General features: G+C 67.1%; 20 protein-coding genes. 3 read left to right on the top strand and 17 right to left on the bottom strand.

From position 1 onward, the window contains the following. Nucleotides 1-2 precede the first annotated feature (2 nt). From AC1RM6_RS06475 to AC1RM6_RS06465, 3 genes are read right to left on the bottom strand one after another with little or no spacing between them, the layout of a single operon-like run. Nucleotides 3-515 (bottom strand): rod shape-determining protein MreD, encoded by a 513-nt coding sequence (locus AC1RM6_RS06475; protein ID WP_493099230.1) that lies wholly within the window; start codon nucleotides 513-515, stop codon nucleotides 3-5. A gap of 25 nt (nucleotides 516-540) precedes the next feature. After that, entirely contained in the window at nucleotides 541-1,416 is an 876-nt protein-coding gene (mreC, locus tag AC1RM6_RS06470; RefSeq protein ID WP_493099228.1) for a rod shape-determining protein MreC, read from the bottom strand. Nucleotides 1,417-1,433: 17 nt separating this feature from the next. Continuing rightward, nucleotides 1,434-2,474: a rod shape-determining protein gene (locus tag AC1RM6_RS06465; protein ID WP_493099226.1), complete on the bottom strand. Its 1,041-nt coding sequence runs from the start codon at nucleotides 2,472-2,474 to the stop codon at nucleotides 1,434-1,436. Nucleotides 2,475-2,612: 138 nt separating this feature from the next. Between AC1RM6_RS06465 and mutL the strand changes: the two genes are divergently transcribed. Both mutL and AC1RM6_RS06455 read left to right on the top strand, forming a co-directional pair. Further along, entirely contained in the window at nucleotides 2,613-4,391 is a 1,779-nt protein-coding gene (gene mutL, locus AC1RM6_RS06460; protein ID WP_493099224.1) for a DNA mismatch repair endonuclease MutL, read from the top strand. A 67-nt stretch (nucleotides 4,392-4,458) separates the two neighbouring features. Next, nucleotides 4,459-5,394 carry a bifunctional helix-turn-helix transcriptional regulator/GNAT family N-acetyltransferase gene (locus AC1RM6_RS06455; RefSeq protein ID WP_493099222.1) on the top strand — a complete coding sequence of 312 codons (936 nt, stop codon included), beginning with the start codon at nucleotides 4,459-4,461 and terminating at the stop codon, nucleotides 5,392-5,394. A 47-nt stretch (nucleotides 5,395-5,441) separates the two neighbouring features. On the opposite strand, the gene AC1RM6_RS06450 is transcribed toward AC1RM6_RS06455, so the two are convergent. Beyond that, nucleotides 5,442-7,826 (bottom strand): TonB-dependent receptor, encoded by a 2,385-nt coding sequence (locus AC1RM6_RS06450; RefSeq protein ID WP_493099220.1) that lies wholly within the window; start codon nucleotides 7,824-7,826, stop codon nucleotides 5,442-5,444. Between the two features lie 277 nt (nucleotides 7,827-8,103). Beyond that, nucleotides 8,104-9,009: an ROK family protein gene (locus AC1RM6_RS06445; RefSeq protein WP_493099218.1), complete on the bottom strand. Its 906-nt coding sequence runs from the start codon at nucleotides 9,007-9,009 to the stop codon at nucleotides 8,104-8,106. A gap of 360 nt (nucleotides 9,010-9,369) precedes the next feature. Between AC1RM6_RS06445 and AC1RM6_RS06440 the strand changes: the two genes are divergently transcribed. Continuing rightward, a complete protein-coding gene (locus AC1RM6_RS06440; protein ID WP_493099216.1) occupies nucleotides 9,370-10,491 on the top strand; it encodes an ROK family protein in 1,122 nt (373 codons plus the stop codon). A gap of 118 nt (nucleotides 10,492-10,609) precedes the next feature. Here the strand turns inward: AC1RM6_RS06440 and nagA are convergent, their stop codons facing one another. The 12 genes from nagA to metG all read right to left on the bottom strand — a co-directional run bounded on the left by nagA (nucleotide 10,610) and on the right by metG (nucleotide 21,644). Further along, nucleotides 10,610-11,722 (bottom strand): N-acetylglucosamine-6-phosphate deacetylase, encoded by a 1,113-nt coding sequence (nagA, locus tag AC1RM6_RS06435; RefSeq protein ID WP_493099214.1) that lies wholly within the window; start codon nucleotides 11,720-11,722, stop codon nucleotides 10,610-10,612. Then, nucleotides 11,719-12,783, bottom strand: coding sequence for an SIS domain-containing protein (locus AC1RM6_RS06430; protein ID WP_493099212.1), 1,065 nt, complete (start codon nucleotides 12,781-12,783; stop codon nucleotides 11,719-11,721). Before AC1RM6_RS06430 ends, nagA begins: the two co-directional genes overlap by 4 nt. A gap of 17 nt (nucleotides 12,784-12,800) precedes the next feature. Further along, on the bottom strand, nucleotides 12,801-13,574 hold the full coding sequence (locus AC1RM6_RS06425; protein WP_493099210.1) for a copper homeostasis protein CutC: 774 nt from the start codon (nucleotides 13,572-13,574) through the stop codon (nucleotides 12,801-12,803). After that, nucleotides 13,571-14,914, bottom strand: a complete 1,344-nt coding sequence (locus AC1RM6_RS06420; RefSeq protein WP_493099208.1) for a sugar MFS transporter — start codon at nucleotides 14,912-14,914, stop codon at nucleotides 13,571-13,573. The genes AC1RM6_RS06425 and AC1RM6_RS06420 overlap by 4 nt, the downstream gene beginning before the upstream one ends. Before the next feature lie 81 nt (nucleotides 14,915-14,995). Next, nucleotides 14,996-16,546 (bottom strand): M81 family metallopeptidase, encoded by a 1,551-nt coding sequence (locus AC1RM6_RS06415; protein WP_493099206.1) that lies wholly within the window; start codon nucleotides 16,544-16,546, stop codon nucleotides 14,996-14,998. Nucleotides 16,547-16,703: 157 nt separating this feature from the next. Next, nucleotides 16,704-17,372: an aquaporin gene (locus tag AC1RM6_RS06410; protein WP_493099204.1), complete on the bottom strand. Its 669-nt coding sequence runs from the start codon at nucleotides 17,370-17,372 to the stop codon at nucleotides 16,704-16,706. Continuing rightward, nucleotides 17,369-17,800 (bottom strand): arsenate reductase (glutaredoxin), encoded by a 432-nt coding sequence (gene arsC, locus AC1RM6_RS06405; protein WP_493099202.1) that lies wholly within the window; start codon nucleotides 17,798-17,800, stop codon nucleotides 17,369-17,371. The genes AC1RM6_RS06410 and arsC overlap by 4 nt, the downstream gene beginning before the upstream one ends. Before the next feature lie 25 nt (nucleotides 17,801-17,825). Then, the gene (locus tag AC1RM6_RS06400) at nucleotides 17,826-18,155 is read right to left on the bottom strand and encodes an ArsR/SmtB family transcription factor (RefSeq protein ID WP_493099200.1); all 330 of its coding nucleotides are present in this window, start codon (nucleotides 18,153-18,155) and stop codon (nucleotides 17,826-17,828) included. 160 nt (nucleotides 18,156-18,315) lie between these two features. Beyond that, nucleotides 18,316-18,513, bottom strand: coding sequence for a hypothetical protein (locus AC1RM6_RS06395; protein WP_493099198.1), 198 nt, complete (start codon nucleotides 18,511-18,513; stop codon nucleotides 18,316-18,318). 10 nt (nucleotides 18,514-18,523) lie between these two features. Beyond that, nucleotides 18,524-19,288 carry an MBL fold metallo-hydrolase gene (locus AC1RM6_RS06390; RefSeq protein ID WP_493099196.1) on the bottom strand — a complete coding sequence of 255 codons (765 nt, stop codon included), beginning with the start codon at nucleotides 19,286-19,288 and terminating at the stop codon, nucleotides 18,524-18,526. Continuing rightward, entirely contained in the window at nucleotides 19,285-20,061 is a 777-nt protein-coding gene (locus AC1RM6_RS06385) for a TatD family hydrolase (RefSeq protein WP_493099194.1), read from the bottom strand. Before AC1RM6_RS06385 ends, AC1RM6_RS06390 begins: the two co-directional genes overlap by 4 nt. Continuing rightward, entirely contained in the window at nucleotides 20,061-21,644 is a 1,584-nt protein-coding gene (gene metG, locus AC1RM6_RS06380) for a methionine--tRNA ligase (protein ID WP_493099192.1), read from the bottom strand. The genes AC1RM6_RS06385 and metG overlap by 1 nt, the downstream gene beginning before the upstream one ends. Between the last annotated feature and the right edge of the window lies 1 nt (nucleotide 21,645).

Raw genomic sequence — 21,645 nt, 5'->3', positions numbered from 1 at the left:
GCTCACCGGCCCAGCCTCCAGCGATCGAGGGTTTCGGTCAGTCGCACCATCGACGGGAAGATCAGGATCGACAGCACCGCCTGCGGCACCGCCGACAGGATCGAGCCATGGTCCATATAGCTGCGCGACACCACCCAGCTCGCCGCGCCGATCCCGGCGATGGTGAGCGCGGCCATGCCCCATTCGGTCCAGAAATCGCGCCACACGACATGATGGTCGATCCAGTCGAAGACGAGGAAGCTGATCGTCCACAGCGCCATCGAGGTGCCGAGCATCTGCCCGGTCATCAGATCGTCGAACAGGCCGAGCGGCAGCGCCGCCCAGGCCGCCCACATCTCCGGCCGCAGCAGCCGCCACGACAACAGCATCAACAGCCCGAACGAGGGCATCGACTGGCCGGTGGCGACCATCGGCACCAGCACCACCGCCGATCCCGCCATCGTCGAGACCACCGGCACGGTGCGGGTGCGCAGCACGCTGGGCAGCGGCCGGCGAGCAGGGCGGCTGGCGATCATGCGCCTATGATCCTCACAGGCGCCATCACGGTTTGGGCTGGGCCGGCGGCGCCTCGGTCGGCGCCTCGTAGATCGGATAGACCAGCGCCATGTCGACCCGCGCCGGATCGGCGAGCGGCATGGCGATCGCGCGGTCGCCATGGACGACGACCACCACCGCGACCGGGATGTTGGGGAGATAGACCCCGCCGGTGCCCGAGGTCACCGCCAGGTCGCCGCGGCGAAACGGGCGGCCGCCGGCGACCAGCCCGCGAATCTCGAGGCTGCCGTCGCCCAGGCCGGTGACCAGGGCGGGCAGGCCGGTGCGCACCAGCTTGACCGGCACCGCGCTCTCGCCGTCGGTCAGCAACAGCACCCGCGAGGCGATCAGCCCGCTTTCATAGACGCGGCCGACCAGCCCCTCGGCGGCGCGGACCGGCATGCCCGGCCGAACGCCGTCGCCGCTGCCCGCCGACAGGGTCGCGAAGCGGCGCGCGCCCGACGGGGTCGACCCGATCAACCGTGCCGAGATCAGCGGGGCGGGAATATGCTCGACCAGCCGGGCCAGCGCCTTCAGCCGCGCATTCTCCAGCGCGATCGCCTTGGCGGCGATCAGCGCGCGCTGCTGGCGCGCGAGTTCGAGCCGCAGACCGCGATTCTGGGCGGCGGCATCGAAATAGGCGTCGATATTGGCGCTGGCGTCGGCGGCGGTGCGCACCCCGGCGCGCTCGACCCCGGTCAATGCGCTGCCGAGATCGACCGCGGCGCCGCGGATCGTCGCGAAGGCGCGCGGATCGAGATGCGCGATCAGCAGCAGCGCGACCGCGACGACGACGCCGACCACCGCGACGACATAGCCCGCGAACAGGCTATATTGGATACGGCGCGAAAAGCCTCGACGCCGGTGCCGGGGCGCCGCCATCGCGGGTCAAATCCCGGTCAGGCGGTCTGGAGCACGCCGCGGAAGATCTGCTCCTCCAGCGCGCGCCCCGTACCGAGCGCCACACAGGTCAGCGGATCGTCGGCGATCGACACCGGCAGGCCCGTCGCCTCGCGCAGCACCTCGTCGATGCCCTGGAGCAGCGCGCCGCCGCCGGTCAGGACGATGCCCTGGTCGACGATGTCGGCGGCGAGTTCGGGCTGGGTGTTCTCGAGCGCGATGCGCACCCCCTCGACGATCGCCGAGACCGGCTCGGTCAGCGCCTCGGCGATCTGCGCCTGGGTGATGGTGATTTCCTTGGGCACGCCGTTGACGAGATCGCGGCCCTTGATGTGGATCGTCTCGCCCTTGCCGTCGGCCGGCATCTTGGCGACGCCGACTTCCTTCTTGATCCGCTCGGCGGTGGCGTCGCCGATCAGCAGATTATGGTTGCGGCGGACATAGGAGCCGATCGCCTCGTCCATCTTGTCGCCGCCGACGCGCACCGAGGTGGTGTAGGCGAGGCCGCGCAGCGAGAGCACCGCGACTTCGGTGGTGCCGCCGCCGATGTCGACGACCATCGATCCGATCGGCTCGGTCACCGGCATGCCCGCGCCGATCGCCGCCGCCATCGGCTCCTCGATCAGCCAGACCTGCGACGCGCCGGCGTTCGAGGCGGCGTCGCGGATCGCGCGGCGCTCGACCTTGGTCGATCCCGACGGCACGCAGATCACGATCTCGGGCCAGCGCGGGAAGCGGCGCTGGCCGTGGACCTTCTGGATGAAATGCTTGATCATCTGCTCGGCGACGTCGATGTCGGCGATCACGCCGTCGCGAAGCGGGCGGATCGCCTCGATCTGGTGCGGGGTCTTGCCCATCATCAGCTTGGCGTCGTCGCCGACCGCCTTCACCCGCTTGACCCCGTCGATCGTCTCGATCGCCACCACCGACGGCTCGTTCAGGACGATGCCGCGCCCACGGACATAGACCACGGTGTTCGCGGTTCCGAGGTCGATCGCCATGTCATGCGAGATGGCCTTGAACAGTCGCTGAAAGAACATCGCCAATCCGTTGATCCGTCTATTGTGGCCCGCCTCCGGGCCGGTGCTCAGATATCATGCTACGCCCCTTCACCCGGTGGACAAAAAGCCAATGATGAAGGGATGCGGAAGCCCGCCGCTTGGGCTAGAGCAACCCCCATGTCAATACGCCGCCTGCCAGAGCATCTGGTGAATCGCATCGCCGCCGGTGAAGTGGTCGAAAGACCCGCCAGCGCGCTGAAGGAACTGGTCGAGAATGCGATCGATGCCGGTGCCGGCCGGATCGCGATAAGCCTCAGGGAAGGCGGACTTTCCGCGATCGAAGTGACCGATGACGGGTGCGGCATGGTGCCGCAGGAGATCGCCCTGGCGCTCGAGCGCCACGCCACCTCGAAACTGCCCGACGACGCGATCGAGGCGGTCACCACGCTGGGTTTCCGCGGCGAGGCGCTGCCGTCGATCGCCAGCGTCGCCGACGTCACGATCGAGAGCCGGGTGCGCGGCGCCGACGGCTGGTCGCGGCGGATCGATCATGGCGTGCTGGCGGGGGAGGGGCCGGCTGCACTGCCGCCCGGCACCCGCATCCGCGTGTCCGACCTGTTCGCCAAGGTGCCGGCGCGGCGCAAGTTCCTGCGATCGGCGCGCGCCGAATATGCCGCCTGCGTCGATGTCGTCAAAAGGCTGGCGATGGCGCGCCCCGATATCGGCTTCGCGCTCGAACATGACGGGCGCCGGTCGATCTCGGTCTCGCCCGGCGAGGAACAGGTCGATCGGGTCGCGGCGCTCACCGACCGCGACCTCGCCGACAACAGCGTCGCGGTCGATTATCGCCGCGAGGCGGTGAGCTTGGTCGGGGTCGCCGGGCTGCCGACCTTCAACCGCGGGGTCGCCGACCACCAGTTCCTGTTCGTCAACAACCGGCCGGTGAAGGACCGGCTGCTGATCGGCGCGGTGCGCGCGGCCTATCAGGACATGCTCGCGCGCGACCGCCATCCGGTGGTGGCGCTGTTCGTCGAGCTGCCGGGCGACCTGGTCGACGTCAATGTCCACCCCGCCAAGACCGAGGTGCGCTTCCGCGATCCCGGGCTGATCCGCGGGATGATCGTCGGCGGCCTGCGCGCCGCGCTCGACGCCGCCGGCCATCGCAGCGCGCAGCGGCCGTCGGCGGCCTCGCTCGGCAACTGGCAGCCGGGAAGCCTGCCGTCCTTTCCGGGGACGCCGTCATCATCGAACTTCCATTATCCGGCCCCAACCAGCGGCAACGCCCAGGCGAGCGTCTGGGAAAGCATCCCCGGCTTCACACCGGCGCCGATGGGCCGCGCCGAACCCGCCTTCGCGGCCCCGCCCGAACCGGCGAGCTTCCCGATGGGGGTCGCACGCGGCCAGGTCGCGGCGACCTATATCGTCGCCGAGGCGAGCGACGGGCTGGTGATCGTCGACCAGCATGCCGCGCATGAGCGGCTGGTGCTCGAACGGATGCGCCGGGCACTCGCCGACGGCGGGGTCGCGCGCCAGGCGCTGCTGCTGCCCGAGGTGGTCGAACTCGACGAGGTCGGCTGCGACCGGCTCGAGGCGCGGCTCGACGAACTGTCCGAAATGGGGCTCGAACTCGAACGCTTCGGCCCGAAAGCGATGCTGGTGCGGGCAACCCCGGCGCTGCTCGGCCAGGGCGATGTCCGCGGGCTGGTGGTCGACCTTGCCGACGAGCTGGCGGCCTATGACTCGGCACTGTCGCTCAAGGAACGGCTCGACCATGTCGCGGCAACGATGGCGTGCCACGGATCGGTGCGGGCCGGGCGGATATTGTCGGTCGCCGAGATGAACGCGCTGCTGCGCGAGATGGAGGTCACCCCGCATTCGGGGCAGTGCAACCATGGCCGACCGACCTGGATCAAGCTCGGCCATAACGACATCGAGAAACTGTTCGGGCGGAAGTGATGTATCGGCCGATCCATGGCCAAACGGGATATTGTTGACTCAGTCAACATGATATAGACAAGGGGGCATGAACGCTCCTCATTCCGCCCGTCATGACGACGATGTCGCCGCGCTGCGTGCCTTCAACCGCGCCTACACCCGCCGGCTCGGCCTGCTGAACGCGCATTATGACCGCAGCCCCTTCTCGCTGAGCGAGGCGCGGGTGCTCTACGAGCTGGCGCACCGGAGCGATCCGACCTCGGCCGAGATCATGCGCGCGCTCGATCTGGACCGCGCCCAGCTCAGCCGGACGCTCAAGCGCTTCGCCGATCGCGGGCTGGTCGAGATGCGGGCCGGGGCCGGCGACGCCCGCCACCGGCTGCTGGCGCTGACCGCGGCGGGGCAGGCGGCCTATGCCGAGTTGGAGGGCAACACCAGAGGCGCGGTCGGGGCGCTGCTCGACGGGCTGTCGCCGGCGCGGCGGACACGGCTGCTCGCGGCGGCAGGGGCGATCGAGCAGGTTTTCGCCGATACCCCCGCGACGGTGACCCTGCGCGACCCGAAGCCGGGTGATCTCGGCTGGATCGTCCACCGCCAGACACTACTCTATGCCGAGGAATATGGCTGGAACAGCGAATATGAGGCGCTGGCCGCGCGCATCCTCGCCGATTTCGTCGACGGGTTCGATCCGGCGGGCGAAGCCGCCTGGATCGCCGAGCAGGACGGCCGGATCGTCGGATCGATCTTCCTGGTCCATGGCACCGAACCCGATCTCGGCAAGCTGCGGCTGCTCTATGTCGAGCCCGATGCACGGGGATCGGGGGTTGGCGCGATGCTGGTCGCGGCCTGCGTCGAGCGGGCCCGCGCGGTCGGCTACAGGCGGCTCGATCTGTGGACCAACAGCGTGCTGACGGCGGCGCGGCGGATCTATGAGCGCGCGGGGTTCGTGCTGGTCGACGAAGCGCCGCACCGCTCGTTCGGGCATGACCTGGTCGGGCAGACCTGGTCGCTCGATCTGGGGTAGGTTCTGGCAAGGTGCCGGCGAGGTTTCCCCCGCCGGCCCTCGTTCGATCAGAAGCCCGAGCTCAGCGTGAAGCTGAACCCGCGCCCGCCGCCGACATTGTAGGTCGGCGAGGTGCCTGCGATCACGGTGCCGTTGCGGGCGGTGGTCGCCAGCGCGTTGGACGACACGCCCTGGATCCCCGACAGATATTTCTTATTGGTGACGTTCATGACGTTGAACTGGATCTGCGGCTTGTAGGCGAAGCCGATCGTCCCGAACCGATACCCCAACGACACATTGGCATATTCGAAGGACGGCAGCCGCTCGTCGTTCATGAAGGTCGAATATTGGCTGCTGACATAATTGCCTTCGACGCTGCCGAACAGATGGCCGTCGTCATAGGAGATGCCGGCCGCCGACACCCATTTCGGGCTGAGCACGGCGCGATTGCCGGTCGTCGGCAGGAAGGTGCCGCGGACCGGATAATCGTCCTTCACCTTGGCGCTGTCGAGATATTGGCCGGAGACATAGGGGCTGAAGCCGTGGATCGGGTTGAGGCCGAGCTCGGCTTCGACGCCGCGCGCGGTCTGGGTCCCGACATTGACCGCGAAGCCAACGCTGGTGCCGTTGACGATCTGGCTGCCCTGGACCAGCCGATCCTTGATCTTGTAGTTGAAGCCAGCGACCTGGAAGTTGACGAGGCCGTGGTAGCGATAGCCGATTTCCTGGCTGAACGCATATTCGGCCTTGAACTTGTCGAGCGCGACGCTCGACGGCGCGCCGGTCGCGACATTGTAGATGTTGACGTAGGACGACACCGCCGACGGCGCCCGGAACGCGGTCGTCGCATCGGCGAAGACCTGGTTGCGATCGTCGAAATTATAGCGGATCGACGCCTGCGGCAGCGGCTTGCTGTTGCTGCTGTGGGTGCGCTGGTTGGTGCCGGGCAGCGGGCTGGTGGCGACGCGGTCGATCCACACCTGCTTGAAGCCGACATTGATCAGCAGCTTGTCGTCGAGCAGCTTGATGGTGTCGTCGATATAGACGCCGTGGACATTCTGGTTGATCGTCGCATCGAAGTTGCGCAGCACCCCGCCGCTGCTGGTCAGCACCGGATTGTCGCGGCCATAGGGATCCGCGACATGGCCGTTGGCGTCGGCGATCTCGAACGCCGCCTTTTCGCGATGCTTGAAGTGCGAATACCAATAGCCGAGGCGGATCTGGCTGTTGCCGGTGTTCCACGCCAGGAAGCTGTTCTGGCCGAAGGTCTTCTGGTCATATTGGTCGACATTCATGACCGTGACCGGGTTGGTCGTGCCGGCGGGCACGCCGAGCGGACCGGCGGCCTGCGTGCCATAGAAGGCGGTGGCGGTGTTGAGGTTGCTGGCGCCGTTGATGATGCCGTGGGTGTAGAGGAAATAAGGCGTGACGTTCAGTGTCAGGCTGTCGGTCAGATGGAATTCCGACGGCGCGCTGGCGTAGACGCTCTGGCGGTCGCCGATGCGCAGCTTGATCGAATTGGCGTCGCCCGCGGTGTAGCCCGGGTTGAAGTTGAAGCTGGTCTTGGACAGGTTCCACTGGGCCAGCGTCGGGTTGCGATAGCGGTCGAAGCTTTCCTCATTATAGGTAGCGACCAGCGTCACCTTGCTGCCATCGTCCCATTCCTTGACGAACTTGCTGTCGACATGATGGCGCTCGCTGCGGCCCGGACCGCGCCAGTTATGCTGGTAGGATTCCGAACCCGACACGAAACCGCGGATGCCGGTGTTGCCGATGTCACCGGTCTCGAGACGCAGGAATTCGCGGTGCAGGCCATGATTGCCGATGCTGGCGCTGGCATAGCCGCCCATCTCGCGCGACGGCATGATCAGCTCTTCCTGGAGCAGCGCGCCGACCGAATTATAGACGGGGGCGGTGATGTCGGTCGAGCCACGGGTCAGGTTGACGCGGCCGATATTCTCGGTGTCGCCCCATTCCTCGGGGAAGGCGCTGTAGGACAGCTGGTCACCGGCGGGCATGCCTTCGAAGTTGAAGCCCAGCGAGGTCTGGCTCAGGCCGCGGATCGACAGCGCCGACGAATGGCCGAACGGATCCTGGTTGGCGAGCACCACGCCCGGCAGGCTCTTGACAACGGTGAAGACGTTCGCGGTGGCGAGCTGCTTGTCGATATAGTCCCGGGTGACGGTGCTGCGCAGCTTGGTGCCGGTCTGCACCGCCATCAGGCCGCCGCCCGGGGTGTTGCCGGTGACGCCGTTGGCGGACAGCCGGCCGCCGGTGACGACGATGTCCTGCGATCCCTGGTCGGCGGTGCCGTTGAAGCGGGTGTCGCCCTCGGCGGTCGCGGCATCGGCGGGCGCCGGGGCCGGCGCCGTCTGGGCCGTAGCGGGATAAGCGATCAGGAGCGTGGCCAGCGCCGAGCCGGTCAGCAATGTCGATAGTTTAAGGCAGTCCATTGTCATTCCCCTTTTAGGAACCAGTGTTCTCGTCCTGCGCTCTCCAGCGGATCTTATGTTCTCGAGAGAGATGGTCGGCATGCGGTCGGCCGCCGCGGCGCCAGCGGGCGCGCGCTATCCGGGCGGGTGCGCCCGATGAAGGAAAGATGCGTTGCGCTGATCGTCGACGCGGGGCCGTGTTGCCATGCGCAAGGTTAGATCATGATTCGAACACAGTGGCAATATATGGTTCGAAATCTATCCTAAGTATGCCAATCTTTGTTTTACGTGTGGCAGATCAGCCACTTGCCGCGAGCATCGCCCCGAGCAGGCCGGCATCCCCCCCCAACATGGTCGCCACCAGCACCGGCGCCGTCGGCGGCTTGAGCATGCGCCGCCGCACCGCGGCGTCGAGCGCCGCGACGAGCGCCCGCGAATTGGCGAGGCCGCCGCCGACCGGCACGATGCTGGCCCGATAGCTGTTGAGGATCGCGGCGAGCGCGCCCGAGACGAGATCGAGATAGAGTTCGACCGTCGCGCCGGCCACGGCGTCGCCCTGCTCCCACGCCGCGGTGATGCTCGAACTGGAAGCGTCGAACCCGTGAAGATAGCGGTGCAACCGCTCGAGGCCGCGGGCGCCGCCTACCGTATCGAGGCACCCCCATTGCCCGCAACCGCACTGGAAACAGGGGGTTTCGGCCGGGTTGGTGCGCGCCTTGGTCACCACCTGGCCATGGCCCCATTCGCCGCCGACCCCCTCGACGCTGGTGACCAGCCGGCCTTCGTGGATCAGGCCGCCGCCGACCCCGGTGCCGAGCACGATGCCGAACACCCGGTCATGGCCGCGCGCGGCCCCGAGCCGGCTTTCGGCGAGCGCGAAACAGTCGGCGTCGTTGTTGATGATGACCGGCCGGCCGAGTTCCGCCGCGAGGTCGTGCGCGAGGGTGCGGCCGTGGATGCTTGGGATGTTGGCGCTGAGGATCGTGCCGGTCGCGCCGTCGGTCAGGCCGGCCAGCGCGATCGAGACCGGGTCGTCCGGATCGAGGATCGTCTGATGGCGCTCCTGCGCGTCGCGGAAGATGGCGAGAAAAGCCGCCCAGTCATCGAGGGGCGTCGGCGATTTCGCGCGGTGAAGGACGTCGGCGTCCTCCGAGATGATCGCGAGATCCACGAAGGACCCGCCGACGTCGGCACAGATTTTCAAATGCTATCCCCCGGGATTTGATACCGCCGAATTCACAGGATGGCCGCGCCGAAGTCCACCGCCTGCGCAGCGGCCGGTGGACGGAAATGTCGATATCGGCGCCGCCATCGCGCCGACACGCCCCGAAACTTCGCAGGCCGCGGCAAAAAGGGCTGGATTCCTTAGTTCATTGCCTTCATCCGTTTGGCGACGGGCGGCGGATATCCAACCCTCGACATGGCGTTTCCGGGAGGGTTGTTATCACCGCCGGGTAGGCTATGAAAGGACTTTGTTCGATATTATCCCTTATGTGGCGATCTTAGATCGAATAACGAGATATGCCACCAGCGAGCGAATAGGAATGAGAGGACGTCCCGATCGATGCTGAGCGCCGCCCATATCAACATATTGCGCCTGCTGAATCAGTCCGGTCCGCTGAGCCGGACCGAGATCGTATCGCTGTCGGGAATCAGCAAGGCGACGATCTCCGCGCTGACCGCGGAGCTGATCGCGCTGGGATATCTGCAGGAAGGCGAGATCGTCTATGGATCGGGGCGGCCGTCGGTGCGGCTCGGGCTGGTGGCGGGATCGGCCTTCTTCATCGGCGTCTCGCTGGTCAGCAGCCCGTTCATCGCGCTGGCCACCGACCTGCACGGCGGGGTCGTCGAGACCCGCAGCTTCGAGGCGACCACCGAACCCGCCGAGATCGTCGCCCGCATCGCCGCGGCGGTGATCGACATGGCCGGGGCCGGCACGATCGATCCGGCGCGGATCTGCGGGATCGGCCTGGCGATCCCCGGGCTGGTCGACGCCGCGGAATCGATCTGCGTGCGATCGACCCTGCTCGACTGGCGCGACGTGCCGATCGGCGCGATGGTGGCCGAGGCGACCGGTCTGCCGACGTTCATCGAGAATGACGCCAATGCGATGACGGTGGGTCAGCATCTGTTCGGCAGCCTGCGCGGCACGAGCAGCTGCACGTTGATCTCGATCGGCGCCGGCATCGGCTGCGGCCATGTGCTGTGCGGCGCGCTGCACCGCGGCCATCGCGGAGGATCGGGCGAGATCGCCCATGCGACGATCGAACCCGACGGGCTGCCCTGCATGTGCGGCAAGCGCGGCTGCCTCGACACGCTCGCCTCGCTGCGGAGTATCGCCGGCCAGGCGCGCGAGGCCGGGCTGCCGACCTCGCTGGCCGAACTCGACAGCGCCGCCAGCCGCGGCGACCATGACGCGATCCGCATTCTCCACCGCGGCGGCACCGCGCTGGGGCTCGCGGTCAGCCAGATCGTCCAGTCGCTCGATCCCGAGAAGATCATCGTCGCGCTGGGCGATGGCCCGGTCGACGGCCTCTACGCCCGCGTCATGCGCCAGACCGTCGATGCCAATGTCATGCCGCAGGAGCCGCGCCAATATGATCTGAGCATCACCGAGGTCGATGAGCGGGCCTGGGCGATCGGCGCGGCGAGCGTGGCCGCAGCGCATCTGTTCTTCAAGGCGTGAGCAGGTAGCGCCGCGTTTAGAGCATGTCCTGATCAAATTGATCAGGACATGCTCTAAATTGTCTTTGTTTTCCGCATTTTCCGAGCCGTCAGGTGATTCCACCTGACTTGAAAATGCTCTAGACGCAGCGCTCGCCCGCGATCCACACGCCGCGCACGCCAAGATCGCGGTCGAGCCAGACGAGGTCGGCGCGCGCGCCCGGGGCCAGCCGGCCACGGTCGGACAGCCCCAGAAACGCCGCCGGCACTGCCGACGCCATCGCCGAGGCCTCGGCGAACGGGCTGCCGACCATCGCCACCATGTTGCGAAGCGCGGTCGCCATATCGAGGTCGGAGCCGGCGAGGGTGCCGTTCTCCTCGACGCAGACGCCGTCGACGACATGGATCGGCTTGCCCTGGAGCATGAAGCTCTTCTCGACCGCGCCGACCGTCGGCATCGCGTCGGTGACCAGCATGAAGCGGTCGTGCGGGCGGGCGTTCAGCGCGATCCGGATCGCCGCCGGGTCGACATGGCGGCCGTCGACGATCAGGCCGCAATAGGCCGACTGGTTCTCGAGCGCGGCGCCGACCGCACCGGGCGCGCGGTGGGTGAAAGGCGACATCGCGTTGTAGAGGTGGGTGACGCCGGTGACGCCCGCCGCGAAGGCCGCCGTCATCTGCGCATAGCTGGCATCGGTATGGCCGGCCGCGACGATCACCCCGGCCGCGACCAGCGCGGCGATATCGCCGGGGGCGCATTGCTCGGGGGCCAGCGTGACCAGGGTCCGGCCGGCCTGCAGGCCCGACAGCAGCGCGATGCTGTCGGCATCGAGCCGCCGGAACTTGGCCGGGTCATGGGTGCCCTTGCGCGCGCTGCTGAGGAACGGGCCTTCGAGATGGATGCCGAGCACGCCGGGCACGCCCGCCGCGATCGCCGCTTCGACCGCGCGCATCGCGGCATCGACCTTGTCGAGATCGTCGGAGATCAGGGTCGGCAGGAAACCGGTGGTGCCGAATTGGCGATGCGCGGCACCGATCGCGGCGATCGCCTCGACGGTGGGAGTGTCGTTGAACAGGACGCCGCCGCCGCCATTGACCTGGGTGTCGATGAAGCCCGGCAGCAGGATACCGCCGTCGAGATCGATTTCGATCGCGCCAGCCACAACATCGGCGGCAGCGATCGTGCCGGCGACAACCGACAGAACGCCGTCATGGCCCGCTATCTCGCCATTGACGAAGCGCAGCGCGGTCATAGCGTCCGTGTCACCTTGTTGAGATGCGGCGGCGTATCGGGGTCGAAGCCACGGGCGACCGACAGCGCATTGGCGAGCCGGTAGAAGCTCTGGATCTGGAGGATCGGTTCGAGCGCCGGCTCGGCGCGGATGGTCGGCAGCGCCGCTGCCCCACCGGCCGGATCGGCGACCGCGACCATCGCGCCGCGTGCCTCGAACTCGCGGGCGACCGCGCGGACATCGTCGCCGGCGGCATCCGACGTCGCGAAGGCCAGCACCGGAAAGCCGGGCCCGACGATCGCCATCGGGCCGTGGCGCACTTCGGCGGCAGAAAAGGCCTCGGCATGGAGCCCGCAGGTCTCCTTCAGCTTCAGCGCCGCTTCCTGCGCGACCGCGAAGCCATAGCCGCGCCCGAGCACGAACAGATTGTTCGCGGGCTGCAGCATCGCCAGCGCCGCAAGCCATTCGCAGCGGAAGGCGGTGCGAAGCCGGTCCGGCAGCGCGTGCAGGCCATCCTGCAGCTCGACATCGCCGGCCCAGGCCGCGACCAGCGCCGCCAGTCCGGCCAGCGACGCAATATAGGATTTGGTGGCCGCGATCGACCGTTCGGGGCCGGCGTGGAGCGGCAGCAGATCGTCGGCGAGATCCGCGAGCGGCGATGTCGCGTCGTTGACCAGCGCGACCACATAGGCGCCGGCGGCCTTGCTCGCCTCGACCGAGCGCAGCAGGTCGGGGCTCCGGCCCGATTGGGAGATGGCGATGCACAGGCTGTCGGTCGCCTGCATCGGCGCGGCGAACACCGAAGCGACCGACAGCGCCGCTGACGATGTCGGCACCCCGATCAGCGTCTCGATAAGATATTTGGCATAGGTCGCGGCATGGTCCGACGATCCGCGCGCGCAGGTGACGACCGACCGCGGCGGATGATCGCGCAACCGGCGGGCGATCCGCGCGATCGTATCGGCATTGGCCGCGAGCAGGCGCGCGACGGCGTCGCCGGCTTCGCCGGCCTCGGCATACATCAGCGTCGCCTCGGGCCTAAGCGGCGGCACGGCCGCGCCGGCTTTGGTCGGTTCGGGCATGACGGGGTCCATGATGATCATGCGGCGCCCGCCATCGACGGGCGCTGCGAAAGGGTGAGGCGGGCAGCGGCGATCGCCCGGGCGTCGGCAATCTTGACCGATGGCGGGGCGAAGCCGAGTTCGACCGCGCGCGGATCGTCGGCCGGATGCGCCCGGGCGAAGGATCCATGGACGGCGCGGACCCCGGTCAGCTCGACGATCTCGCCGGCATTGTCGGCGGTGACGCCACTGCCGGCCATGATCGCGATCCGTCCGCCGGCGCGATCGTTCATCGCGCGGATCATATCCGCGCCCGCGGGCGCGGTGGCGACACCGCCCGAGGTCAGGATCGTATCGATGCCCAGATCGATGGCGATATCGACAGCGGCCACCGGATCGGGGGTGAGGTCGATCGCGCGGTGCAGGGTGATGCCAAGCCCCGCGCCATGGCGGACGAGCCGGTCGAGCAGGGCGATATCGAGCCTGCCATCTTTGCCGGACGCGCCGACCACGATGCCGGCCAGCCCGGCGGCGCGCGCGGCGTCGATGTCGCGCAACATCATCTCGGCTTCGCCGGCGCTGAACAGGAACGCCCCCGATCGCGGCCGGATTATCGCCCTGGTCGGGACGCCGCAGTCCGCCGCCAGATGCATCAGCCCGGGCGAGGGGGTGAGGCCGCCGACCTCGAGCGCGGCGCACAGCTCGATCCGGTCGGCGCCGCCTTCGATCGCCGCGCGCAGGCCATGTTCGGAATCGACGCAGACCTCGAGCAGGACCGGCGCGGGGCGATCGGGCAGGGGAGCCGACGTCATATCGCGACATCCTCCAGCCCATGATGGGGACCGGTCGCATCGCGGTGCGCCGCCGATCGCGCGAGGCGCGGGCCGACGACCGAGAAGAACAGGATATAGGCATAGGCCGGCGCCATCACGACCAGGAAGACGAGCTGGAAGGCGTAATATTCCTTCATCACTGCGAACAGCTGCGGCAGGATCGCGCCGCCGCAAATCCCCATGATCATGATCGCCGATCCGGTCTCGGTGTGGCGGCCGAGTCCCTGGATGCCCAACGGGAAGATGGCGGGCCACATCATCGCGTTGGCGACACCCAGCGCCGCCACGAAGGCGACCGACATATAACCGCTGGTCAGATAGGCCCCGACGACGAGGACGAGGCCGAGGATCGCCGACAGTGCGAGATAGCGTTCCTGCGAGATGAAGCGCGGAATGAAGACCAGCCCGCCGACATAGCCGACCAGCATGCCGAACAGGGTGAAGGAGGTGAAGAAGGCGGTCTCGTCGAGCGGCAGCCCGAACGCGCGACCATAGGGCCCGATCGCATCGCTCGCCATCACTTCGACGCCGACATAGACGAACAGGCAGACCACCCCGAGCCAGAGATGCGGGAAGCTGAAGATCGTGCGGTCGGCGCGGCCGTCTCCCTTGGTGCTGGGCGTTTCGGTCGCCGATCCGCTGATTTCGGGCAGCGGCGAGCGCATCACCACCCAAGCGAGCAGCCCGAGCAGCCCGGCCATCACCATATAGGGCAGATGGATCTTGGCGGCGAAATCGTCGAGGATCGCCGCGCGGGCGAGCGCGGTCGGCGCGGCGGTGACCTGCGCGTCGATCTCGCCGACGCCGTGCAGGACGAGGGTGCCGATGACGATCGGCGCCAGCATGCCCGCCGCCTTGTTGCATATCCCCATCGCCGCGATCCGCTGCGCGGCGCTTTCGATCGGTCCGACGATCGAGATATAGGGATTGACCGCGGTCTGCAGCAGCGCGAGCCCCGCGCCGATCACGAACAGCCCGGTCAGCGCGCCCGCGAACAGGCGCATCGTCGCGAATTCGCCGAACATGACCGCACCGATCGCCATCACCAGCAGGCCGACCGCCATGCCCTTCTTCATCCCCGTCCGCCGCAGGATCGCCGCCGACGGCAGCGCCAGGAAGAAATAGGACATGTAGAAGACCATCGGCACCAGGAAGGCCGAGACGTCGTCGAGGGTGAAGGCGAGCCGCACGAAGGTGATCAGCGGGCCGTTCAGCCATGTGACGAAGCCGAAGATGAAGAACAGCATCCCGATCAGTCCGGTGACCATGATCTGGTCGCGCGGTCCGAGTGCCGGCGGAGGAGGGGAGGGCGTCATCATCTGCCTTTCTGATCGAAATCCGCGGCCTTTGCCATAAGCGCCGCGCCGCCCGTTGACCGGACCGTCGTCAGGTCCGGGGCGTCAGGTCCGGCTGCGCGCGGAGACGTAGACCTCCGGGGTGAAGGTCAGATCGGGCACGAACGGATAGGTCGGCCTGCGGTAGCGGTTCTTCGGCAGGTTGACGATGTCCTGGTTGATCGCGCCGTCGGACAGCGCCATCAGGCTGGGATTGGCGATCGGCTTGAGCTCGGGCGAGAGATAGCCCGATTTCACGACGATGATCTTGAAGCTCTTCGGTTCGAGGCCGAGCCGCCGGAAATCGATCAGGTCGTGATAGGGCCGGCGCCACGCGGCCAGCACCAGCGTCACCCCGTCGATCCGCACCACCGCCTCGCGCTTGGCGGGATTGGGCGCGTCGAGCAGGAACAGTACGGTCGCGCTGGCCTTGACCGGCTTGCTGGCCAGCGGATCGAGGGTGCCGCCGATCGACAGCGCGATCGTCTTGCCGACCCCGGCGGTGTAGCAGGCGTCGGTCGCCGGCTTGTCGGTGATCCCCGCGAACACCACGCCCTGCGCCTTCGCCTCGAGCAGGGCCTTGAGCACGGTCGCCTGGTCGCCATTGCCGCCGCCGGTGGGATTGTCGCCCGAATCGGCGATGATCGCGGGCTGGGTCTTCGCCTCCATCGCGCGCTTCACGCAATAGTCGATCGTCCCGGTCTCGGTGCCGAAGTCGAACTCCTTGCGCGCATCCCAATATTTGCGGGCAAGATAGGTCGCGACCTTCTTCTCGGCGTCGAGCGACGTGCCGGTGACCACCACCGAGGCGGTCGATCGCGGCTCGTCCGCCCAGACATAGCCGACCAGCATCGAGACATCGAGGATGCCCGGCTCATGGTTCAGCTCCCACAGCGGCGACCATAGCCGGCGGCCGGGATCCCATTCGGTACTGCTGCGCTCGCCGGGCATCAGCACGGGCACCGGAACCCAGGTGAGGATCGGCCGGATCTTGTTGAGCAGGCAATGCTGGAGCATGTCGACCGCGCGCATCGTCGTTTCGATCCGGTCGACATGCGGCGCGGTGCGATAGGCGGAGAGGATGTCGAGATTGTCGATGATCCGCTGGCTGATATTGCCGTGGAGATCATAGCTGGCAGCTAGCAGGCAGTCGGGGCCGACGACCTCGCGGATCGCCTGATACCAGTCGCCTTCGGCATCGAACATGCCCTCGACAACCATCGCGCCATGCATCCACAGATAGACGCCGTCGAGCGGCAGCATCGCCTTGAGCCGTTCGAGAAATTCAGCCTTGATCGTCTCATAGGCCTTCCGTTCTACCGGACCGCCGGGCACCGCATTGGCGGTCATGATCGGCATGAACGGGAAGGCGAACCGTTTGAGCATCGCGAACTGGTCGTTGTCGGCGGCTTCCTGCCCGCGCAATATGTCGAACTCGTCGAGCCGGGTCAGGATGCGGCTATAGGTGCTGCATTCGATCCGGATCCCCCCGAAGGCGACCCGCGGCGGCTTGTCGAACAGCGGCCAGGCGCCGGGCTGGGCCGCCATGGCGACGGCCGGCAGCGCGGCCGCCAGCGTGGTGATCGAAGCGGATTTGAGAAATGCGCGGCGGTGCATTCGGCGGCAGTCCTTTTGCAATAGCGGCCCGGCGCGAGGCGAAGGGCGGAGCGTCCGGCCGCGCGCCTCGTCATGGAGGCATGATCGGGATATCTCCCCTTAGGATGCGTGTCAAACCTCTAACGGCATACTTGGTTCGATCTTCGAACAATATCGTTCAGGAGATTTCCGGCGCATTATCGGGAAAGAGGATCGCGCCGACCAGATGGGCGGCCATCGCACCGGCGAACTGCGCGGCGACGAAAGCGGGGACGCTGGCCGGCGCGATGCCGGCGAAACTGTCGCTCATCGACCGGGCGACGGTGATCGCGGGATTGGCGAAGCTCGTCGACGAGGTGAACCAGTAGGCGGCGCCGATATAGAGGGCGACGCTCGCCGGAACGGCGCCGGGCCGCATCTTCATTGTTCCGAGGATCGTCAGCAGCAGACCGAAGGTGGCGACCGCTTCGCCGGCAAGCTGGCCGGGTCCCGTGCGGAGCTTCGCGGAGAGCTGGAGGATCGGAAGGTCGAACATCAGATGGGCGAGCCAGACGCCGACGATTCCGCCCGCGAGTTGGACCGCGACGAAGGCGAGGGCGGTCTCGGTACCGATATGGCCGCGCAGGCGCATCACGAAGGTGACCGCCGGATTGAAATGGGCGCCCGACAGCGGCGCCAGCATCGTGACGAGGACGAACAGCATCGCCGCAGTCGCCAGCATATTGCCGAGCAGGGCGATCGCGACATTTCCGCCGGCAAGCCGCTCGGCCATGACGCCCGAGCCGATCACGGTCGCGAACAGCATGAGGCTGCCCAATGCCTCGGCGGCGACGGCGCGCCCGTTCATGCCGACAGGATGCGGCGCCCGGCGGCATCGACGACCTGCTCGCCATCTTCCTTGGCGAAGGCGGCGCGCTGCGGCGCGGGCAGGATGTCGAGAACGGCCTCGGACGGGCGGCACAGCCGGACGCCGAGCGGGGTGACGACCAAGGGGCGGTTGATGAGGACGGGATGCGCCATCATCGCGTCGACGAGAGCATCGTCGCTCAATCCCTGATCGCCGAGACCAAGGTCGGCGTAGGGCGTGTCTTTCTCGCGCAGCAGCTGGCGCGGGCCGATGCCGGCCCGCGCGATCAGCTGGAGCAGCAAGGCGCGCGACGGCGGCGTCTTGAGATATTCGATCACATGCGGCTCGATGCCGGCATTGCGGATCATCGCGAGCGTGTTGCGCGACGTACCGCACGCCGGATTATGATAGATGACGATGTCGGTCATTCCACGCCCTTCATTTCACTGGCCTTCAGCAGCAGGTCAATTCGGCGAGCAGCGGCGCGCAAAGATCGGCGCGGCCATCGCAGCAATCGCGGGCGAGGAAGGTCATCAGCGCAACCAGCTTGGCGATACCGGCCCGCTGGATCTGCCGGCGGCCACATTTTTCGGCCGTGACGAGGCCGGCCTTGGCCAGCACCGCGAGATGGGTGGAGAATGTGCTCTGGGTCAGGCCGCTTGCGGCGACGAGCGCACCGGTCGGCAAACCATCGGGTTCGTGGCGGACGAGCAGCCGAAACGCTTCGAGGCGGGTTGGGTGGGCCAGCGCGGCGAGCGCGGCCAGGGCGTCTTCGGTCTCCATGGATCGGTAAATACCGATGCTTCAGCGCAAAGCAAGATCGATCGGATATTCCCGATGATTTGACGAAAGGGCCCCGTCGTCACATCTCGCCTTCAATATCTAAGTGCGATAATATATATTATGTTAAATCACGATATATATTGGCGCATCGAATCCGACATCAGCGAAGCCCCGGCAATGGCACGCCCGCGCGCTGCAACAGCAGAACCAGCGCGATCGCGCTCGCCCAGATCAGCACCCACGTCGCGCCCATACGGACATAATGCGCCGCCGAGAGCCGCCGCGCGATCAGGCTGCTGACGACCAGCACCATCATCAGCGCGATCGCGAAGGTCCCGACGATCTGATCGCCATTCATCCGTCGATGCTCACAGATCGATCTCCAGCCGGTCATGCCCGGGCTCGACCCCGGCCGGCAGCCGCGCGGCGAGCGCCGCATAATCCATCGACTGATCCATATGGGTCAGGATCGCCCGCTTGGGATGGCAATGCGCGATCGCCTCGAGCGTCAGCGCCAGATGCGGATGGGTCGGATGCGGTCGCTCGCGCAGCGCGTCGACCACCCAGATGTCGACCCCGGCGAACAGATCGAGCATCGCGTCGGTGACGATGTGGAAATCGGTCGAATAGCCGATCGAGCGGCCGTCATGATCGAAGCGCAGTCCGGCGCTGAAGATATTGCCGTGCGGCTGCGCGGTGCTGCGCACCCGGATGTCGCCGATCATCATGTCGTCGTCGAGCGCCATCGCATCGATCGTCGGCGGATAGCCGTCGCGGCCGAAAAAGGCATAGGCGAAGCGCTGCTGGATCGCCGCCAGCGCCGGCGGCTGGGCATAGCCCGGCACCGGGGTTCCGCGGGCGTGGAAGACCTGGCGCAGATCGTCGATGCCGTGACAATGGTCGGCATGATCATGGGTCCAGATCACCGCATCGAGATGCGCGACATCGGCGGCGAGCAACTGTTCGCGCATGTCGGGCGCGGTGTCGACGAGGATCCGGCAGTCCGGGCTCTCGACGATGATCGCCGCGCGGGTCCGCCGGTTGCGCGGATCGGCGGGATCGCAATCGCCCCAGTCATTCCCGATCCGGGGCACGCCCGACGAGGTGCCGCAGCCGAGAATACGCAGCTTCACGCGGCGGCTTTCCTGAACAGTTCGAAGAAGTTGTGCGATGTTGTTCGCGCCAGATCGTCGATCGGCCAGTCGAGCTCGACAGCGAGAAAGCGCGCGGTGTCGGTGACGAAGGCCGGCTCGCACGGCTTGCCGCGATGCGGCACCGGCGCGAGGAACGGCGAGTCGGTTTCGATCAGCAGCCGGTCGCGCGGGATCGCATGCGCGGTCGCCCGCAGATCGGCGGCATTCTTGAAGGTGACGATCCCCGACAGCGAGATATAGAAGCCCTGCGCGAGCATCGCCCGGGCGAGATCGGCGCTGGCGGTGAAGCAGTGGATCACCCCGGTGAAGGCCCCCTTCCCCATTTCCTCCTCGATGATCGCGACCGTGTCGGCCTCGGCCTCACGGGTATGGACGATCAGCGGCAGCCCGGTCTCGCGCGCGGCGGCGATGTGGCGGCGGAAGCTGGCGCGCTGCCGGTCGCGATCGGACTTGTCGTAGAAGAAATCGAGCCCAGTCTCGCCGATCCCGATCACCCGCGGATGCGCGGCCTTCTCGACGAGCAGCGAGGTCTCGATCTCCTCATGGCTGTCGGCATCGTGCGGATGGATGCCGACGCTCGCCCAGACGTCGGGCTCGCGCTCGGCGGTGCCGATCACCGCATCCCATTCGGCGGCGCGGGTCGAGATGTTGAGCATCGTCGACACGCCGGCCGCACGCGCCGCCGCCAGCACCTCGTCCTGCCGCTCGACGAGCTTGGCGTAATTGAGGTGGCAATGGCTGTCGACGAACATCAGGCGGCGCTTTCGCCGGAATTGTCTGCCTCGGCCAGCTCGAGCTCGAGCCGCGGGAACAGCGGCGCCGGCTGACCGAGGACGAAGCCCGAGGCGCGTAGCGCGTCATACCAGAGCTGGCTTTCGAGCGCGGCGAAGTCGCGGGCATCGGCGGCGATCCCCATCTGGTCGAGCAGCTTGCCCGCCGAGTCCGGGATGATCGGCAGGATCGCGATCGCGAGGTCGCGGATCGCCATGAACAAGGTCCCGAGCACGGTCTTCATCCGATCGGGATCGGTCTTGCGCAGCGCCCAGGGCGCCTGCGCGTCGACATATTGGTTGCAGGCGAACACCGCCTTCATCCACGCCTCGATCCCGACCGAGAAGGCGAACTGCTCGAACGCGCGCGGCGTCTCGTCGAGGCAGGCGGCGGCCACCGCGCGCACCAGTGCAGCGTCCTCATCGTTGCGATCGAGCGCCGGCAGTTCGCCGCCGAGATTCTTGAAGATCATCGATAATGTGCGCTGGGCGAGATTACCGAAACTGTTGGCGAGTTCGGAATTGGCCCGATTTACAATCGCTTCATGGCCATAGCTGCCATCCTGGCCGAAGCTGACCTCACGCAGCAGGAAATAGCGGAGCTGGTCGACGCCGTAGCGCTCGGCCATCACCAGCGGGTCGACGACATTGCCGACCGACTTCGACATTTTCTCGCCGCGGTTGAGCAGGAAGCCATGCCCGAACACCTGCTTCGGCAGCGCGATCCCCGCCGACATCAGGAAGGCCGGCCAGTAGACGCTGTGGAAGCGGACGATGTCCTTGCCGATGATGTGGACATCGGCGGGCCAGAATGTGTCGAACATCGCGCCGCCGTCGGGATAGCCGACCCCGGTGAGATAGTTGGTGAGCGCATCGACCCAGACATACATCACATGGCCGGGGCTGCCGGGCACCGGGACACCCCAGTCGAAGCTGGTGCGCGACACCGACAGATCGTTCAATCCGCCCGAAACGAAGCTGACGATCTCGTTGCGGCGGCTTTCGGGGCGCAGGAAATCGGGCTGGTCGCGGTAAAGCGCGAGCAGCGGCTCCTGATATTTGGACAGCCGGAAGAACCAGCTTTCCTCGACGGTCCATTCGACCGGGGTGCCCTGCGGCGAGAGGCGGGTGCCCCCTTCCCCGTCGATCAGTTCCTTCTCATCGTAAAAGGCCTCGTCGCGGACCGAATACCAGCCTTCGTAGCGATCGAGATAGAGATCGCCGCTGGCCTCCATCGCCTTCCAGATCGCCTGGCTGGCGGCATAATGATCGGCGTCGCTGGTGCGGATGAAGCGATCATAGGAGATGTTCAGGGCGTCATCCATCGCCTTGAAATAGCCCGACATCTCGTCGGCAAGCGCGCGCGGTTCGATCCCGCGGGCACGCGCCGCCTGCGCCATCTTCAGCCCATGTTCGTCGGTGCCGGTCTGGAAGCGGACCTGCTTGCCCATCTGGCGCTGGAAGCGCGCGATCGCATCGGCGGCGATCGCCTCATAGGCATGGCCGATATGCGGGCGCCCGTTCGGGTAGCTGATCGCGGTCGTGATATAATATGGCTCTGACATG

It is taken from the genome of Rhizorhabdus sp. GW822-FHT03C02, assembly GCF_058801765.1.
This window is presented reverse-complemented; position numbering and strand designations above follow the sequence as displayed.

What these genes read in the sequence shown, in the direction of transcription:
- AC1RM6_RS06475 (WP_493099230.1), bottom strand. Translation starts at nt 515, where the DNA reads ATGATCGCCAGCCGCCCTGCTCGCCGGCCGCTGCCCAGCGTGCTGCGC.
- mreC (WP_493099228.1), bottom strand. Translation starts at nt 1,416, where the DNA reads ATGGCGGCGCCCCGGCACCGGCGTCGAGGCTTTTCGCGCCGTATCCAA.
- AC1RM6_RS06465 (WP_493099226.1), bottom strand. Translation starts at nt 2,474, where the DNA reads ATGTTCTTTCAGCGACTGTTCAAGGCCATCTCGCATGACATGGCGATC.
- mutL (WP_493099224.1), top strand. Translation starts at nt 2,613, where the DNA reads ATGTCAATACGCCGCCTGCCAGAGCATCTGGTGAATCGCATCGCCGCC.
- AC1RM6_RS06455 (WP_493099222.1), top strand. Translation starts at nt 4,459, where the DNA reads ATGAACGCTCCTCATTCCGCCCGTCATGACGACGATGTCGCCGCGCTG.
- AC1RM6_RS06450 (WP_493099220.1), bottom strand. Translation starts at nt 7,826, where the DNA reads ATGGACTGCCTTAAACTATCGACATTGCTGACCGGCTCGGCGCTGGCC.
- AC1RM6_RS06440 (WP_493099216.1), top strand. Translation starts at nt 9,370, where the DNA reads ATGCTGAGCGCCGCCCATATCAACATATTGCGCCTGCTGAATCAGTCC.
- nagA (WP_493099214.1), bottom strand. Translation starts at nt 11,722, where the DNA reads ATGACCGCGCTGCGCTTCGTCAATGGCGAGATAGCGGGCCATGACGGC.
- AC1RM6_RS06430 (WP_493099212.1), bottom strand. Translation starts at nt 12,783, where the DNA reads ATGCCCGAACCGACCAAAGCCGGCGCGGCCGTGCCGCCGCTTAGGCCC.
- AC1RM6_RS06425 (WP_493099210.1), bottom strand. Translation starts at nt 13,574, where the DNA reads ATGACGTCGGCTCCCCTGCCCGATCGCCCCGCGCCGGTCCTGCTCGAG.
- AC1RM6_RS06420 (WP_493099208.1), bottom strand. Translation starts at nt 14,914, where the DNA reads ATGATGACGCCCTCCCCTCCTCCGCCGGCACTCGGACCGCGCGACCAG.
- AC1RM6_RS06415 (WP_493099206.1), bottom strand. Translation starts at nt 16,546, where the DNA reads ATGCACCGCCGCGCATTTCTCAAATCCGCTTCGATCACCACGCTGGCG.
- AC1RM6_RS06410 (WP_493099204.1), bottom strand. Translation starts at nt 17,372, where the DNA reads ATGAACGGGCGCGCCGTCGCCGCCGAGGCATTGGGCAGCCTCATGCTG.
- arsC (WP_493099202.1), bottom strand. Translation starts at nt 17,800, where the DNA reads ATGACCGACATCGTCATCTATCATAATCCGGCGTGCGGTACGTCGCGC.
- AC1RM6_RS06400 (WP_493099200.1), bottom strand. Translation starts at nt 18,155, where the DNA reads ATGGAGACCGAAGACGCCCTGGCCGCGCTCGCCGCGCTGGCCCACCCA.
- AC1RM6_RS06395 (WP_493099198.1), bottom strand. Translation starts at nt 18,513, where the DNA reads ATGAATGGCGATCAGATCGTCGGGACCTTCGCGATCGCGCTGATGATG.
- AC1RM6_RS06385 (WP_493099194.1), bottom strand. Translation starts at nt 20,061, where the DNA reads ATGTTCGTCGACAGCCATTGCCACCTCAATTACGCCAAGCTCGTCGAG.
- metG (WP_493099192.1), bottom strand. Translation starts at nt 21,644, where the DNA reads ATGTCAGAGCCATATTATATCACGACCGCGATCAGCTACCCGAACGGG.